Annotated in this window: 12 protein-coding genes and 1 pseudogene; 4 read left to right on the forward strand and 9 right to left on the reverse strand. The window is 49.9% G+C overall.

Features of this window, described 5'->3' with window-relative positions; translation table 11 throughout:
* Positions 1 to 116 precede the first annotated feature (116 nt).
* Positions 117 to 1,683 (forward strand): annotated as a pseudogene (fadK, locus tag A7090_RS14255) (medium-chain fatty-acid--CoA ligase).
* A gap of 50 nt (positions 1,684 to 1,733) precedes the next feature.
* Here the strand turns inward: fadK and A7090_RS14260 are convergent.
* The 5 genes from A7090_RS14260 to ppsA all read right to left on the reverse strand — a co-directional run bounded on the left by A7090_RS14260 (position 1,734) and on the right by ppsA (position 8,257).
* Positions 1,734 to 2,477 carry an SDR family oxidoreductase gene (locus A7090_RS14260; RefSeq protein WP_105274519.1) on the reverse strand — a complete coding sequence of 248 codons (744 nt, stop codon included), beginning with the start codon at positions 2,475 to 2,477 and terminating at the stop codon, positions 1,734 to 1,736.
* A gap of 12 nt (positions 2,478 to 2,489) precedes the next feature.
* The gene (locus A7090_RS14265) at positions 2,490 to 2,969 is read right to left on the reverse strand and encodes a YhcH/YjgK/YiaL family protein (protein WP_105274520.1); all 480 of its coding nucleotides are present in this window, start codon (positions 2,967 to 2,969) and stop codon (positions 2,490 to 2,492) included.
* Positions 2,970 to 2,979: 10 nt separating this feature from the next.
* Positions 2,980 to 3,939, reverse strand: coding sequence for a 2-hydroxyacid dehydrogenase (locus A7090_RS14270; protein WP_105274521.1), 960 nt, complete (start codon positions 3,937 to 3,939; stop codon positions 2,980 to 2,982).
* 35 nt (positions 3,940 to 3,974) lie between these two features.
* On the reverse strand, positions 3,975 to 5,375 hold the full coding sequence (locus tag A7090_RS14275; protein ID WP_105274522.1) for an anion permease: 1,401 nt from the start codon (positions 5,373 to 5,375) through the stop codon (positions 3,975 to 3,977).
* Positions 5,376 to 5,878: 503 nt separating this feature from the next.
* Positions 5,879 to 8,257, reverse strand: a complete 2,379-nt coding sequence (ppsA, locus tag A7090_RS14280) for a phosphoenolpyruvate synthase (protein ID WP_105274523.1) — start codon at positions 8,255 to 8,257, stop codon at positions 5,879 to 5,881.
* A gap of 333 nt (positions 8,258 to 8,590) precedes the next feature.
* On the opposite strand from ppsA, the gene ppsR reads away from it, so the two are divergent.
* The 3 genes from ppsR (at position 8,591) to hemP (ending at position 10,950) form a co-directional block, all read left to right on the forward strand.
* Positions 8,591 to 9,424 carry a posphoenolpyruvate synthetase regulatory kinase/phosphorylase PpsR gene (gene ppsR / locus A7090_RS14290; protein ID WP_000368056.1) on the forward strand — a complete coding sequence of 278 codons (834 nt, stop codon included), beginning with the start codon at positions 8,591 to 8,593 and terminating at the stop codon, positions 9,422 to 9,424.
* A 156-nt stretch (positions 9,425 to 9,580) separates the two neighbouring features.
* Entirely contained in the window at positions 9,581 to 10,627 is a 1,047-nt protein-coding gene (aroH, locus tag A7090_RS14295) for a 3-deoxy-7-phosphoheptulonate synthase AroH (protein WP_105274524.1), read from the forward strand.
* 131 nt (positions 10,628 to 10,758) lie between these two features.
* Positions 10,759 to 10,950, forward strand: a complete 192-nt coding sequence (hemP, locus tag A7090_RS14300; RefSeq protein WP_105274525.1) for a hemin uptake protein HemP — start codon at positions 10,759 to 10,761, stop codon at positions 10,948 to 10,950.
* Positions 10,951 to 10,953: 3 nt separating this feature from the next.
* Here hemP and selO read toward each other — a convergent pair whose 3' ends face one another.
* The 4 genes from selO to btuE all read right to left on the reverse strand — a co-directional run bounded on the left by selO (position 10,954) and on the right by btuE (position 14,401).
* Positions 10,954 to 12,390, reverse strand: a complete 1,437-nt coding sequence (selO, locus tag A7090_RS14305) for a protein adenylyltransferase SelO (RefSeq protein ID WP_105274526.1) — start codon at positions 12,388 to 12,390, stop codon at positions 10,954 to 10,956.
* A 168-nt stretch (positions 12,391 to 12,558) separates the two neighbouring features.
* A complete protein-coding gene (locus A7090_RS14315) occupies positions 12,559 to 13,023 on the reverse strand; it encodes a C40 family peptidase (RefSeq protein ID WP_001209785.1) in 465 nt (154 codons plus the stop codon).
* Positions 13,024 to 13,100: 77 nt separating this feature from the next.
* Positions 13,101 to 13,850 carry a vitamin B12 ABC transporter ATP-binding protein BtuD gene (gene btuD / locus A7090_RS14320; protein WP_105274527.1) on the reverse strand — a complete coding sequence of 250 codons (750 nt, stop codon included), beginning with the start codon at positions 13,848 to 13,850 and terminating at the stop codon, positions 13,101 to 13,103.
* Entirely contained in the window at positions 13,850 to 14,401 is a 552-nt protein-coding gene (gene btuE / locus A7090_RS14325; protein WP_001154187.1) for a bifunctional thioredoxin/glutathione peroxidase, read from the reverse strand. Before btuE ends, btuD begins: the two co-directional genes overlap by 1 nt.
* Between the last annotated feature and the right edge of the window lies 1 nt (position 14,402).

Below are 14,402 nucleotides of genomic sequence, written 5' to 3' on the forward strand. Positions count from 1 at the left end.
CTGGAAAGTTGATCTGAGCTCTCAGTAAATATCAATACGGTTCTGACGAGCCGCTTACAATCATGCATCTCACAGGCCCGCATCTCGGGCCTGATGTTCTGTTTCGAGAGTCCAAAATGAAAGTGACATTAACGTTTAATGAACAACGTCGTGCGGCGTATCGTCAGCAAGGGTTATGGGGCGATGCGTCAGTACACCTATAGCGAGCTCGATCACGCCGCAAGCTGTCTGGCAAACTGGATGCTGGCGAAGGGTATTGAGTCAGGCGATCGCATCGCATTTCAACTGCCTGGTTGGTGTGAATTTACCGTTATCTATCTTGCCTGCCTGAAAACCGGTGCAGTTTCCGTGCCGCTGTTGCCTTCCTGGCGGGAAGCAGAACTGGTATGGGTGCTCAATAAATGTCAGGCAAAAATGTTCTTTGCACCGACGCTGTTTAAACAATCGCGTCCGGTAGATTTAATCCTGCCGCTGCAAAATCAGCTTCCACGACTACAACAAATTGTTGGCGTGGACAAACTGGCCCCTGCCACCTCTTCCCTCTCGTTAAGTCAGATTATTGCCGACAATACCCCACTGACCACGGCGATAACGACCCACGGCGATGAATTAGCAGCAGTGCTGTTTACCTCCGGAACCGAGGGTCTGCCAAAGGGCGTGATGCTAACGCATAACAATATTCTCGCCAGTGAGCGGGCTTATTGTGCGCGGCTAAACCTGACCTGGCAGGATGTCTTTATGATGCCTGCGCCACTTGGTCACGCAACAGGGTTTCTGCATGGCGTAACAGCACCATTTTTGATTGGTGCTCGCAGCGTGTTGTTAGATATTTTCACCCCGGAAGCCTGTCTTTTGCTACTTGAGCAGCAGCGGTGTACCTGCATGCTCGGCGCAACGCCGTTTGTCTATGATCTTTTAAATTTACTTGAGAAACAGCCTGCCGATCTTTCAGCACTGCGTTTCTTTCTTTGCGGCGGTACCACAATCCCTAAAAAAGTGGCGCGTGAATGCCTGCAGCGCGGCATTAAATTATTAAGCGTTTATGGTTCCACAGAAAGCTCGCCGCACGCGGTGGTGAATCTCGACGATCCTTTGTCGCGCTTTATGCACACCGATGGTTACGCTGCCGCGGGCGTAGAGATTAAAGTGGTCGATGACGCACGCAAGACCTTACCGCCAGGTTACGAAGGTGAAGAAGTCTCGCGTGGTCCCAATGTGTTTATGGGGTATTTTGATGAACCTGAATTAACCGCCCTTGCGCTGGATGAAGAAGGCTGGTATTACAGCGGCGATCTCTGCCGTATGGATGAGGCTGGCTATATAAAAATAACCGGGCGCAAGAAAGATATTATTGTCCGCGGCGGGGAAAATATTAGCAGCCGTGAAGTGGAAGATATTTTATTGCAGCATCCTAAAATTCATGATGCCTGTGTGGTTGCGATGCCCGATGAACGTTTAGGTGAACGTTCATGCGCTTATGTCGTGCTGAAAGCGCCGCATCATTCATTATCACTGGAAGATGTAGTCGCTTTTTTTAGCCGTAAACGGGTAGCAAAATATAAATATCCTGAATATATCGTGCTAACAGAGAAATTACCGCGCACAGCTTCAGGTAAAATACAAAAGTTTTTGTTAAGGAAAGATATTATCCAACGTCTGGTAAAAACATGCGTCGAGGTGTAAGCCATAAAAAGAACAGCACCTCAGAAAAGAGGCGCTGTTCTCAGCTTCGACTAACCACGTCCGACATACGGCATATTATTTGCCATAATCGTTATTTCCAGAACATTCGTCGTAATGGGCAACTGGGCCATCATCTGAATGGCTGCTGCAACATCTGCAACATTCATCATATCTTCCGCTTTAATAGCGCCATCTGCCTGATAAACGCCCTTCCGCATCCGGTTTGATAATGTTGTTTCAGCATTGCCGATATTAATTTGCCCACAAGCAATATTAAATTTACGACAATCCAGTGATATTGCCTTAGTCAATCCAGTAACGGCATGTTTCGATGCTGTGTATGGTGCCGTATAAAGGCGCGGTGTCAATGCAGAAATCGACGCATTGTTAATAATACGTCCTCCCATTGGCTGCTGCGCTTTCATAATTTTAATCGCCTCTTTCGAACACAAAAATGTCGAGTGAATATTGGCGTTAAACACGCGAGTCCACTCAGCAAACTCAATCTCTTCAATACTTTTAGCCGGGCTATTATTACCCGCATTATTGAACAAGAGATCCAGTCGACCAAAACGCGCCTTAATCTCGGCAAATAGCGCAACGACAGCGGACTCATCCGTGACATCGGCAACCAGAGGAACAAACCGTTCTTCGGCTAATCCTTGTGCACATTGCTGTAAGGTTTCTTCGTTACGTGCAGCAACAATAACCGTATATCCAATGTCATAGAGTGCCTTTGCTGCTGCGTAGCCGATGCCTTTACTTCCCCCCGTCACCAGGGCAATTTTTGTCATAACCCGCTCTGCCTATAATAAACTCATGTCGATTTTCACGACTGTTTTTTTGATTTTTTCCACGTTATCGACTTTATAACATGCCCGATGTACCTCTTCCGGGAAGACCACCACAAACTGTCCTGGTGTCAGCGTGATGACTCGATCATTAATACGCTCATCGGCGTAAAAAATAACATCGCGGTCGCCCAGGTGGCTTTCTACAACCGAATTTTTTCCATCATCAAAATCCACACAAATCCGTTCTTCTCCGGCAATCAAGAAATGAACATCGAGATATTTACGATGGACTTCCGGGCGGCATTCATTCAACGGTTTGGTCATCGGTTCGACCACGGTATAAAATATTGAGTCATCCTGAATAAAAACCTTCTCCCCCACAGGAGCACTATTCAGATCATGTTGTGAAAGATACTCAATGACACGAGCAATGACAGGATGAAATGCCCGCTTTTGTTGTTCACTAAGATATGCAATATCGCCATAAATCATATTTTCCGCCTTATTGAGTAACAGGGGTAATCACTGGCTGTCCGCTAAAGAAAGCCTGTAAGTTATCAAAAACCAAATCTGCCATCGCATTAAATGTTTCGCTCGTTCCGCTCGCGATATGTGGCGTAAGGACAACATTGTCCAGGGTCAATAATTGCTCAGGCACATGTGGTTCGTTGGCATACACGTCCAGTGCTGCCCCTGCAATAATGTTATTTTGCAAAGCATCAATCAGATCGGTTTCGTTCACCACTGAACCTCGGGAAATACTGATCAAATGCCCGGATTTACCTAATGCCTGCAGAACAGATTTGTCTATAACACCTCGTGTACTCGCACCACCTGGCAGCGTCAGAACGAGGAAATCAACCGCTTGTGCCAACGAAACCAGCGAATCATGCGCCGTCCATTCAGGTTTGTTATGTGGTTTTGGGTCGAAATAATGAATTTCCATTTCAAATGCTGCTGCACGGCGGGCAACCGCATTACCAATGTTCCCCAGACCAACAATCCCGCAACGTTTACCACTCACTTTCGTCGCCATCGGGAAACGCCCTTCATTTGGCCAACGGCCGTCTCGGACATAGCGATCGGCAATGTTGATGCGTCGGGCAACGTTGAGCAGTAACGCCATACCAATGTCAGCAACACAGTCGTTAAGTACGCCAGGCGTGTTGGTGACGATAACGCCATGCTCCCTGGCTGCCACAATATCAATAGGGTCATAACCCACACCGTTGCTGGCAATAATCTTCAGATTCGGAAATTTTTCAATTAGCGCCCGGGAAGCCCCCATTACCGGATTACCACTGGTCACCAGCGCCTGAATATTCGGCGCGATTTGCGTGTAAAAAGCGTCTGCGTCGGTCAGTTCCCACAAGCGATATGCGGTGAAGGTAGATTCAACTTTAGCCATTAAGCGGTCACTTAGTTTGCCGACGATCGCCACCTGAATATCTTTTAAGTTCATACATTATTCCTTGATTGATGTTTGCCGCAGGCCACTTACCACAGGCCAAGAATTTTCCACCACACCGCCCCCAGTCCGAACCAGATGACAATGTTCAACAACATGACGATAAAGCCCAGCCGCCACCATTCTCGTTGCGAGACATAGCCTGCGCCGTAATAGATCACTGCGGGTCCGTTGCCATAATGCGAAATGCCGCTCATCAGGTTAGTGACGAACGCCAGTGACAGAGCCGCCATCATCGGCGGTGCGCCAGCAGCAACAGAGACTCCACCAAAAGCGGCATACATTGCCACCACATGCGGCGTACTTCCGGCAAAGAAATAGTGGGAATAGCAGTAAACTATCAGCAGTACCGTTAGAGTGATCTCCCACGGAATGCCAGTGAACAGAGCTGACGTTGTGACAGCAAACCATTTGAACAGGCCAAGCTGATTGAGCTTATCTGCCATACAGATCATGACGCCCAGCCAGACCAGAATGTCCCAGGCCCCCTTCTCTGACTGCACATCTTGCCAGGTGATAATTCGGGTCATCAGCATTAAACAGACGCCGGAAAGCGCAACAGCCGTTGCATCCAGCCCAGTCCATTTCGAGGTACTCCAGGCCAACAATGAAAGCAGGAAAATACCAATCGTCACGAGCTCATCACGGGTTACCGGTCCCATTTTGACAAGTTCTTCCTGTGCCAACGCTTTGGCTTCTGGCGTCTTTTTAATCTCTGGCGGGTAGAGTTTGTAAATGACCAACGGCATGGTGATAAAAGCAATAATCCCCGGCACCAGCGCACTTAGCGTCCACATTCCCCATGAGATATCGACAAATAAGGTGCTGGCCGCCAGAGACACAATCAGTGCATTAGGTGCGCTGGCCGTCATAAACATCGAGGAGGAGAGACAGTTGGAATGGAACACCGTCTGCATCAGATAAGCGCCAATTTTACGCGGCCCTTGATCCGGTTCAGACCCAAAGCTGTTAGAGACACTGCGAACAATCGGGAACAAAATCCCCCCTGCTCGCGCCGTGTTTGATGGCGTGGCGGGCGCGATAATCATATCACTTAGCGCCAATGTATAACCCAGACGCAACGAGCTGCCGCCAAATCCGCGAATCAGCAAATAGGCGATACGCCGCCCCAACCCCGTTTTGATGAATCCTTTCGCATAAAGGAATGCGGCGACAATAAGCCATACCGTGGTGCTGCTGAAACCTTTTAAGGCTTCGCTGGTTTTCATCATACCGGTAAGCATAATGAAACTAATGGCTATTAACGCAATAGCGCCTACTGGCAAAGGTTGCAGAATAAACGCCACCACAGTGGTGATGAATATAGCCAGAATATGCCAGGTTAAAGGTGTTAATCCTTCGGGAACGGGGAAAAACCAAATAGCGAGTGCAACAATCGCACAAATCAGGACTTTCAAATAGCAACTCATATGCAATCCCTGTAGCTGTTTCTCACCGCTTGCGGAGAGAGTGGTTCCTGTTTTCTGTACAGCCAGACAAATCAGAAAATCGGTTTTAGTTCGAATAAATTGTCTGAATTACATAATCTGCGCTTATGTCTGAATAACGGTGCGGTAATTTTTCATGGTCATATCCTTTTTTATGCTGTGGTTGAAGACAGTATAAAAACGGGACTCACCAGTGACTTCGTGCAATCCAACGAACTCTGGACGAAAAAATTACGCATATGCTTAAGGAAATTGACGAGTGATCACATTCGACTTTGAGAAAAAACGGTATCGGGAATTAATCTGTGGAGAGACTCGCAAACAAATTAAAATCAGAAAAAAGACCAGCCAATTATTCAGATGATGCCCGGAAGATTTTTTACAGTTGAGTACGGCATTGCACAAGCGCATTTGCCGGAAGTAGTTTGTTAAAAGGTAGGGGGATAGAAATGGACCCGGCGACAAAACGCCGCCGGGGATTTATTTTATTTCTTCAGTTCAGCCAGGCTTAACCATGTTTGTACCACGGTATCCGGGTTCAGAGACAGACTATCGATCCCCTCTTCCATCAACCATGCGGCAAAGTCTTCGTGGTCAGATGGCCCCTGACCGCAAATGCCAACATATTTGCCTTGTTTCTTCGCGGCACGAATCGCCATCGACAGCAGTGCTTTCACCGCATCGTTGCGCTCATCGAACAGTTCAGACACCACGCCGGAGTCGCGGTCCAGACCGAGCGCCAGCTGCGTCATGTCGTTTGAGCCAATTGAGAAGCCGTCGAAATATTCGAGGAACTGTTCTGCCAGCAAGGCGTTGGACGGAATTTCACACATCATGATAATCTTCAGCCCGTTCTCGCCACGTTTCAGCCCCTGGCGCGCCAGTTCTTCAACCACCGCTTTCGCCTGATCTACGGTACGCACGAACGGGATCATGATCTCAACGTTGGTCAGTCCCATGTCGTTGCGCACACGTTTCACAGCTTCACACTCCAGCGCGAAGCAGTCGCGGAAGCTGTCGGAAACATAGCGGCCCGCACCACGGAAGCCGAGCATGGGGTTCTCTTCCTCTGGCTCGTAACGCTCACCGCCTACCAGGTTAGCGTATTCATTCGATTTAAAGTCAGAGAGACGTACAATGACGCGCTTCGGATAAAACGCGGCACCCAGCGTCGCGATCCCTTCGGTCAGACGACCAACGTAGAACTCACGCGGTGAATCAAAACCTTTCATCATCTCGCGGATTTCGTTTTGCAACTGCGGTTCTTGATCGTCAAACTCAAGCAGTGCGCGTGGGTGGACGCCAATCATACGGTTGATGATAAATTCCAGACGCGCAAGGCCCACGCCTTCGTTCGGCAAACAGGCGAAGTCGAAAGCACGGTCCGGGTTCCCGACGTTCATCATCACTTTCAACGGCAGATCCGGCATCGTTTCTACGCTGGAGCTTTTCACGCTAAATTCCAGCAACTCAGCATAGACGTAACCGGTATCCCCTTCGGCACAAGAAACAGTGACGCTCTCACCATCTTTCATCCGTTCTGTTGCATCACCACAGCCCACTACCGCCGGAATGCCAAGTTCACGAGCGATGATCGCCGCGTGACAGGTACGACCGCCACGGTTGGTGACGATGGCAGATGCTTTCTTCATGATCGGTTCCCAGTCCGGGTCGGTCATGTCAGTAACCAGCACGTCGCCAGGTTCGATGCGGTTCATTTCGCTGATGTCATGGATGACTTTTACCGGCCCCGCGCCGATGCGATGACCGATAGCACGGCCTTCGGCGATTATCTTACCCTGTGAATGCAGCGTATAACGCTCCATGACCTGACCGCGTGAACGCACGGTTTCCGGTCGCGCCTGCACAATGAATAGTTTGCCAGTGTGGCCATCTTTCGCCCACTCAATATCCATCGGGCGGCCGTAGTGTTTCTCAATTTGTACGGCCTGTTTTGCCAGTTCCTGCACTTCTTCGTTGGTCAGCGAGAAGATGTCACGCTGTTCCTGCGGTACGTCTTCAATTTTAACCTGCTTGCCGTGCTCCTGGGTCGGCGCGTAGACCATGCGGATTTTTTTCGATCCCATGGTGCGGCGCACGATAGCCGGGCGATTCGCTGCCAGTGTCGGTTTATGCACGTAAAACTCATCCGGGTTAACCGCCCCCTGTACCACCATTTCACCGAGGCCCCATGCGGAAGTGATAAACACCACCTGGTCGAAACCGGATTCGGTATCAATGGAGAACATCACGCCAGAAGATGCGAGGTCGGAACGCACCATCCGCTGAACACCGGCAGAGAGCGCCACACCACGGTGATCGTAACCCTGATGCACACGATATGAGATGGCACGATCGTTAAACAGAGAAGCAAAGACATGTTTCACTGCCACGAGAACGGCGTCAAAACCCTGAACGTTGAGGAAAGTTTCCTGCTGACCGGCAAAAGAAGCGTCCGGCATATCTTCTGCGGTGGCAGAGGAGCGCACTGCAAACGAGGCGTTTTCGTCATCGGCAGAAAGCTGTGCATAGGCTTCGCGGATGGCATTTTCCAGCTCAGGCTGGAAGGGAGTGTCGATAATCCACTGGCGGATTTGCGCGCCCGCTTTCGCAAGCTGGGTAACATCGTCAATATCCGTTTTATCCAGCAGTTCATAGATGCGCTGGTTTACGCCGCTTTGGTCCAGAAACTGGTTAAACGCGTCGGCGGTTGTGGCGAAACCATTCGGAACGGAAACACCCATTCCGGAAAGGTTAGTAATCATTTCACCCAGGGAGGCATTTTTGCCCCCAACCCTGTCTACATCATTCATGCCGAGTTGGTTATACCAAAGCACCAGCGGTGACGAGCCATTGTTGGACATCGAACAATCCTTTTGTGATAAATGAACGGTTTGAGAAACACATTTCTGCGCATTTATCTTTGCATATTTAACCGGATGAAAAAAACGGTGAATCGTTCAAGCAAATATATTTTTTTACTTTTTAAGACTGATTCCAGCGTTGCGCAAATCCCCCTCTCTTCGACAATTTCCACATAAACCACCGGTATAAACAAAACCATAAAAATGAAATGCTGTTTTCATAAAAAATAAAATTGAAGGTTCATTTTATAAACCAGACATAACGCTCTACGCTTCCGTGTCTTTTTAATTTATGCTTTCATAGAATTATGTCTGCATCACAGGAAGAACAAAATGGATAATGCTGTTGATCGCCACGTTTTTTATATTTCTGATGGTACGGCAATAACTGCGGAGGTGTTAGGTCACGCGGTAATGTCGCAATTTCCCGTTACTATCAGCAGCATTACGCTGCCGTTTGTCGAAAATGAGAGCCGTGCACGGGCGGTGAAGGATCAGATCGACGCCATCTACCAACAGACGGGGGTGCGCCCGCTGGTTTTCTACTCCATCGTCTTACCGGAGATTCGCGCCATCATTTTGCAAAGCGAGGGGTTTTGTCAGGATATTGTTCAGGCGCTGGTTGCCCCGCTACAACAAGAGATGAAACTGGATCCGACGCCGATTGCTCACCGTACCCATGGTCTGAATCCCAATAATCTGAATAAATATGATGCACGTATTGCGGCGATTGATTACACCCTCGCGCACGATGACGGCATTTCGTTGCGCAATCTGGATCAGGCACAGGTGATTCTGCTCGGCGTCTCTCGCTGCGGTAAGACCCCCACCAGCCTGTATCTGGCAATGCAATTTGGCATCCGCGCGGCAAACTACCCTTTTATTGCTGACGATATGGACAACCTGGTCCTGCCTGCCTCGCTCAAACCGCTTCAGCATAAATTGTTCGGCCTGACTATCGACCCGGAGCGTCTGGCGGCGATTCGTGAGGAACGTCGGGAGAACAGTCGCTACGCCTCGCTTCGTCAGTGCCGGATGGAAGTCGCGGAAGTGGAAGCGTTATACCGTAAAAATCAGATCCCGTGGATTAACAGTACCAATTATTCGGTAGAAGAGATTGCCACCAAGATCCTCGATATCATGGGTCTTAGCCGGAGAATGTACTAGATAACTAGTGCATTAGCTTATCCTTTTGTTATCATGCTAACCCCCCGGCGAGGTGTGACACACCTCGCACTTGAAATCAGCAGGGATTGGTTTATCGTGATGCGCATCACTTCCCGGTAGTCCTGCCGTTGAAGCAACAAATTTCTGAGACTTGTAATGAACAGAACTGACGAACTCCGTACCGCGCGTATCGAGAGTCTGGTAACACCCGCTGAACTCGCGCTACGGTATCCCGTAACGCCTGGTGTTGCCAACCATGTCATCGATTCCCGACGCAGAATTGAAAAAATACTGAATGGTGAAGACAAGCGACTGCTGGTCATTATTGGCCCCTGCTCGATCCACGATCTTACCGCTGCCATGGAGTACGCCACCCGTCTGCAGTCGCTGCGCACCCAGTATCACTCAAGGCTGGAAATCGTAATGCGCACCTATTTTGAAAAACCGCGTACCGTTGTTGGCTGGAAAGGTTTAATTTCCGACCCGGATTTAAACGGCAGCTATCGGGTAAATCACGGTCTGGAGCTGGCGCGAAAATTACTTTTACAGGTAAATGAACTGGGCGTACCCACGGCGACTGAGTTTCTCGATATGGTGACCGGTCAGTTTATTGCTGATTTAATCAGTTGGGGCGCGATTGGCGCACGTACTACCGAAAGTCAGATTCACCGTGAAATGGCTTCGGCACTCTCCTGCCCGGTAGGTTTTAAAAATGGTACCGATGGCAACACGCGGATTGCCGTGGATGCTATCCGCGCTGCCCGCGCCAGCCATATGTTCCTCTCGCCAGACAAAAACGGTCAGATGACCATCTACCAGACCAGCGGCAATCCGTATGGGCACATTATTATGCGCGGCGGCAAAAAGCCGAATTACCATGCCGATGATATCGCTGCAGCCTGCGATACGTTGCACGAGTTTGATTTACCTGAACATCTGGTGGTGGATTTCAGCCACGGTAACTGCCAGAAGCAGCACCGTCGCCAGTTAGAAGTTTGTGAGGATATTTGTCAGCAAATCCGCAATGGCTCTACGGCGATTGCTGGAATTATGGCAGAAAGTTTCCTGCGCGAAGGAGCGCAAAAAATCGTCGGCGGTCAGCCGCTCACATACGGTCAATCCATTACCGACCCGTGTTTAGGCTGGGAAGATACCGAGCGCCTGGTCGAAAAACTCGCCTCTGCGGTAGAGACCCGCTTCTGAATGCGTGCCCATTCCTGACGGAATGGGCATTTCAGCGCAACTTATTGTCTTCTCAACAAATTACTGCTTGCTCTGGCTCATTATAATGTTGATAATAAGAATCATTGTTATATCTATTATTATTAATCTTTATGCGTTATACGGATAGCAGGAAACTCACTCCTGAAACGGATGCCAATCACAAGACCTCTTCTCCGCAGCCCATTCGGCGAATTACCAGCCAGACACTGTTAGGTCCGGATGGCAAACTGATTATCGATCATGATGGGCAAGAATATCTGCTCCGTAAAACTCAGGCTGGCAAGCTGCTGTTGACCAAGTAGCTTTTAACTCGAGCAGCTGACTTCCAGCCGTTTCCCCCAGTCAGGTGGACGACTGGCATAGTCATCATCTCTGTCGCTGAAAGGATTTCGCAACGCCTCATGCAGGTGGTGCAATTCCGTCATATCCCCCTTTTCTGCCGCCTCAATCGCCCGTTGCGCCAACCAGTTGCGCAACACCAGCGCAGGATTAACACTCTGCATCAGTTGATGACGCTCACTATCGGTAACCTCGTCTTGTTGCAAGCGCACCCGATAACGAGCAAACCAGTCATCAAATGCCGCACGATCAATAAACTCATCACGTAGCGGTGACGCCGCGCTGTGCTGCTCGGTCAGACTCAGCATGCGGAATGTGCGGGTATAATCGCAGCGCTCTCGCGCCATCAGACCGAATAATTCATTCAGTAGCGCGTTATCCTCTTTTTGCTCCGTCATGAAACCCAGTTTCTGCCGCATCCGTTGTCCATAATGCGTCAACAAAATCTGCTGATAGCTGTCCAGCGCCTCATTCAGTGCATCTACGGCAATCAATGGCGACAATGTCTGCGCCAGACGCTGTAAATTCCACAGCGCGACGGCAGGTTGATTATCAAAGCTGTAACGCCCTTGATGATCCGAGTGATTACAAATAAAACCAGGTGCGTAATCATCAAGAAAACCAAACGGCCCATAATCAAGCGTCAGCCCCAGCAGCGACATGTTGTCGGTATTCATCACCCCATGAGCAAAGCCAACCGTCTGCCATTGGGCAATTAACGACGCGGTACGTGCGACGACATCGGTAAACCAGAGACGGTATTTGTCTTCATCATCTTCAAAATGTGACCAGTAATGACGGATAGCGAAGTCAGCTAACAGACGAACCTTTTCCGGCTGGCGGCGATAGTAAAAATGTTCGAAATGGCCAAAGCGCAGATGACTCGGTGCCACACGCATCAGCATCGCGCCTTGCTCTACCGTTTCCCGATACACTGGCGAATCGCTGGTGACGATACTTAAAGCGCGGGTCGTCGGAATACCCAGATAATGCATCGCCTCACTGGCGAGACTTTCCCGTATCGTCGAACGTAAAACCGCCCGTCCATCGCCCATTCGCGAATAAGGCGTCAAGCCCGCACCTTTCAGATGCCAGTCCATTGTAGTGCCATCGGCAAGCTGTTGTTCGCCGAGTAAAATGCCGCGCCCATCTCCCAGTTGACCAGCCCAGACGCCAAACTGATGACCGCTGTATACCTGCGCCAGTGGTGACATACCTGGCAGTAGGGTTTCGCCGCCCCAGACACCTGCGCCATTTTTAAACAGCGACGATGGAATACCCAGCGAATTAGCCAGTTCGGCATTATGCCAAATCAGCCGGGCATTTTTTAAAGGCGTAGGGGAAAGTGCTGTGTAGGTTGCTGGCAATTCATCACGCCAGCGGGTAATAAAAGACAAGGCCATAGATCCTCCTGTTTGATAGTGTAGACGGTTACTCTCGTCTTAAACACCAGCAAACAGGAGGGGTATCGCTGAATCAACCTCGTTATCTGATTTACAGGAACAGCAGGTCACAGACATCCCTGGAGAGCATGGACGGCGATGTATCATTACCGTCCATTTTTCAACATACTAGATTCGTCTCGCCTGCCAGAAATTTTTCTGCCAGTAGACATTATCAAGGGATGAACGCATCACGCCCTTGCTGGTAGAGGCGTGGATAAATTGGTTGTTGGTATCATAAATACCCACATGTAACCCATTTTGTCCGGAGCCCGTTTTGAAAAAAACCAGGTCACCAGGCAACAACTCGTCTTTATCAATTTGCGTGCCGATAGAGGCCTGTTGTTTGGTTTCACGGGGCAGCTGCAAGTCGAAACGATCGCGCATCGTCACAACCACAAACCCTGAACAGTCCACACCGCGGCGCGTCATGCCACCATAACGATACGGCGTGCCATGCCAGCTTTGTAGCTGGTCGTTCAAACCGGCAATAACGGTAATCGAGTCAGAAAGTCTGGCATTTGGCGGCGGTGCTTTATGGTGGCTGCACCCGGCCAGAAACAATGCTGTGATCAAAATAAGGCAGAAACGCATTCCGTACGGTTCCTCTGTTTTTTATTCTTGCATTAATTTAGCGTCGTAATTACCCGATTTTCAAGATACTGATGAAATCAGATGGTCGAAATCAGCATTCTGTGACCTTCGATATCCAGACGGCGAAAATTCATCCCATAGGCCTGCGCCAGATTTGGCGGCGTGAGCACCTCTTCCCGGCGGCCACTGGCCAGCATTTTTCCACCTTTTAGCAACCACGCCCGATGCGCATGACGCAATGTGTGGTTGAGGTCGTGACTGCTCATCACAATCGCCAGTCCTTGCTGACACAGCGCACTCAGAATTTTGTCTAATGCACTTTGTTGCGCAACATCAAGACTGTTCATCGGCTCATCAAGAAGCAGTAATTGGCCTGCGGGATTGGCTTGTGGTGTGATTTGCAGTACTACCGCAGCAAGACGTACGCGTTGCCATTCACCGCCGGAAAGTTGATTGGTACTACGTCCGAGTTTGTCATCAAGGGCCAGCGCCCCTGCGACATCATTCAGTAGATCGGTACGCGTTTTATCGTGCTGATGCAGGGTCAGGTAGTGCCAGACCGGCATTGCAAACGGCGGCGTCTGCTGTTGTGAAAGATAGGCGCGATGCAGCGCAAGTTTTGTTGCGGACCATGCTTCCAGTGGTTGACCCGCGAACTGAATGCTTCCTTTACCGCTGGTCATTCCGGCCATTCGCGCCAGCAAGGTACTCTTACCCGCGCCGTTCGGCCCCACCAGGTGCAGGATCTCCCCTGCCCGGACCTCGCCAGAAAGCGGCCCCAAGCGGGTCGATTCCTCAACATCCTGTAACTGCATCACAATAGACATTATTTCGCCAACGCCAGTTTAATGCTTTCCATCACAATGGGATCTTCCGGCGTCATATCCGGGGAAAAACGCTGGATGACCAATCCGTCCCTGCCGACTAAAAATTTCTCAAAATTCCACAAGATATCATCAGGGTACAGCGGTGCACGACCTTTGCTGACCATACGTGCATAGAATCCGCTCTCTTCCGGCGCGACTGCCGTCGGCGCTGCGGCAATCAATTTTTGATACAGCGGATGACGCCCTTCGCCATTAACTTCAATCTTACTGAACATCGGGAACGTCACCCCCCAGGTGGTGGTACAGTAAGTTTTAATCTCTTCATCGCTGCCCGGTTCTTGCTCCAGAAACTGGTTGCACGGGAATCCCAGCACCACAAAACCACGATCGGCCCAGGCCTTCTGAATATTCTCCAACTGCTCATATTGCGGCGTTAAGCCACACTTTGAGGCGACATTGACAATCAGCAACACATTACCAGCGTACTTCTCCAGCGTGGTTACTTCACCGTCAATATCTTTCACAACGGTCGTCAGAATGGAATCTTGCATC

The sequence above is a fragment of the Escherichia sp. MOD1-EC7003 genome (assembly GCF_002965065.1).
Lineage (GTDB): Bacteria > Pseudomonadota > Gammaproteobacteria > Enterobacterales > Enterobacteriaceae > Escherichia.

What these genes read in the sequence shown, in the direction of transcription:
- A7090_RS14315 (WP_001209785.1), bottom strand. Translation starts at nt 13,023, where the DNA reads ATGCGTTTCTGCCTTATTTTGATCACAGCATTGTTTCTGGCCGGGTGC.
- hemP (WP_105274525.1), top strand. Translation starts at nt 10,759, where the DNA reads ATGCGTTATACGGATAGCAGGAAACTCACTCCTGAAACGGATGCCAAT.
- btuE (WP_001154187.1), bottom strand. Translation starts at nt 14,401, where the DNA reads ATGCAAGATTCCATTCTGACGACCGTTGTGAAAGATATTGACGGTGAA.
- btuD (WP_105274527.1), bottom strand. Translation starts at nt 13,850, where the DNA reads ATGTCTATTGTGATGCAGTTACAGGATGTTGAGGAATCGACCCGCTTG.
- A7090_RS14265 (WP_105274520.1), bottom strand. Translation starts at nt 2,969, where the DNA reads ATGATTTATGGCGATATTGCATATCTTAGTGAACAACAAAAGCGGGCA.
- A7090_RS14270 (WP_105274521.1), bottom strand. Translation starts at nt 3,939, where the DNA reads ATGAACTTAAAAGATATTCAGGTGGCGATCGTCGGCAAACTAAGTGAC.
- ppsR (WP_000368056.1), top strand. Translation starts at nt 8,591, where the DNA reads ATGGATAATGCTGTTGATCGCCACGTTTTTTATATTTCTGATGGTACG.
- aroH (WP_105274524.1), top strand. Translation starts at nt 9,581, where the DNA reads ATGAACAGAACTGACGAACTCCGTACCGCGCGTATCGAGAGTCTGGTA.
- selO (WP_105274526.1), bottom strand. Translation starts at nt 12,390, where the DNA reads ATGGCCTTGTCTTTTATTACCCGCTGGCGTGATGAATTGCCAGCAACC.
- A7090_RS14275 (WP_105274522.1), bottom strand. Translation starts at nt 5,375, where the DNA reads ATGAGTTGCTATTTGAAAGTCCTGATTTGTGCGATTGTTGCACTCGCT.
- ppsA (WP_105274523.1), bottom strand. Translation starts at nt 8,257, where the DNA reads ATGTCCAACAATGGCTCGTCACCGCTGGTGCTTTGGTATAACCAACTC.
- A7090_RS14260 (WP_105274519.1), bottom strand. Translation starts at nt 2,477, where the DNA reads ATGACAAAAATTGCCCTGGTGACGGGGGGAAGTAAAGGCATCGGCTAC.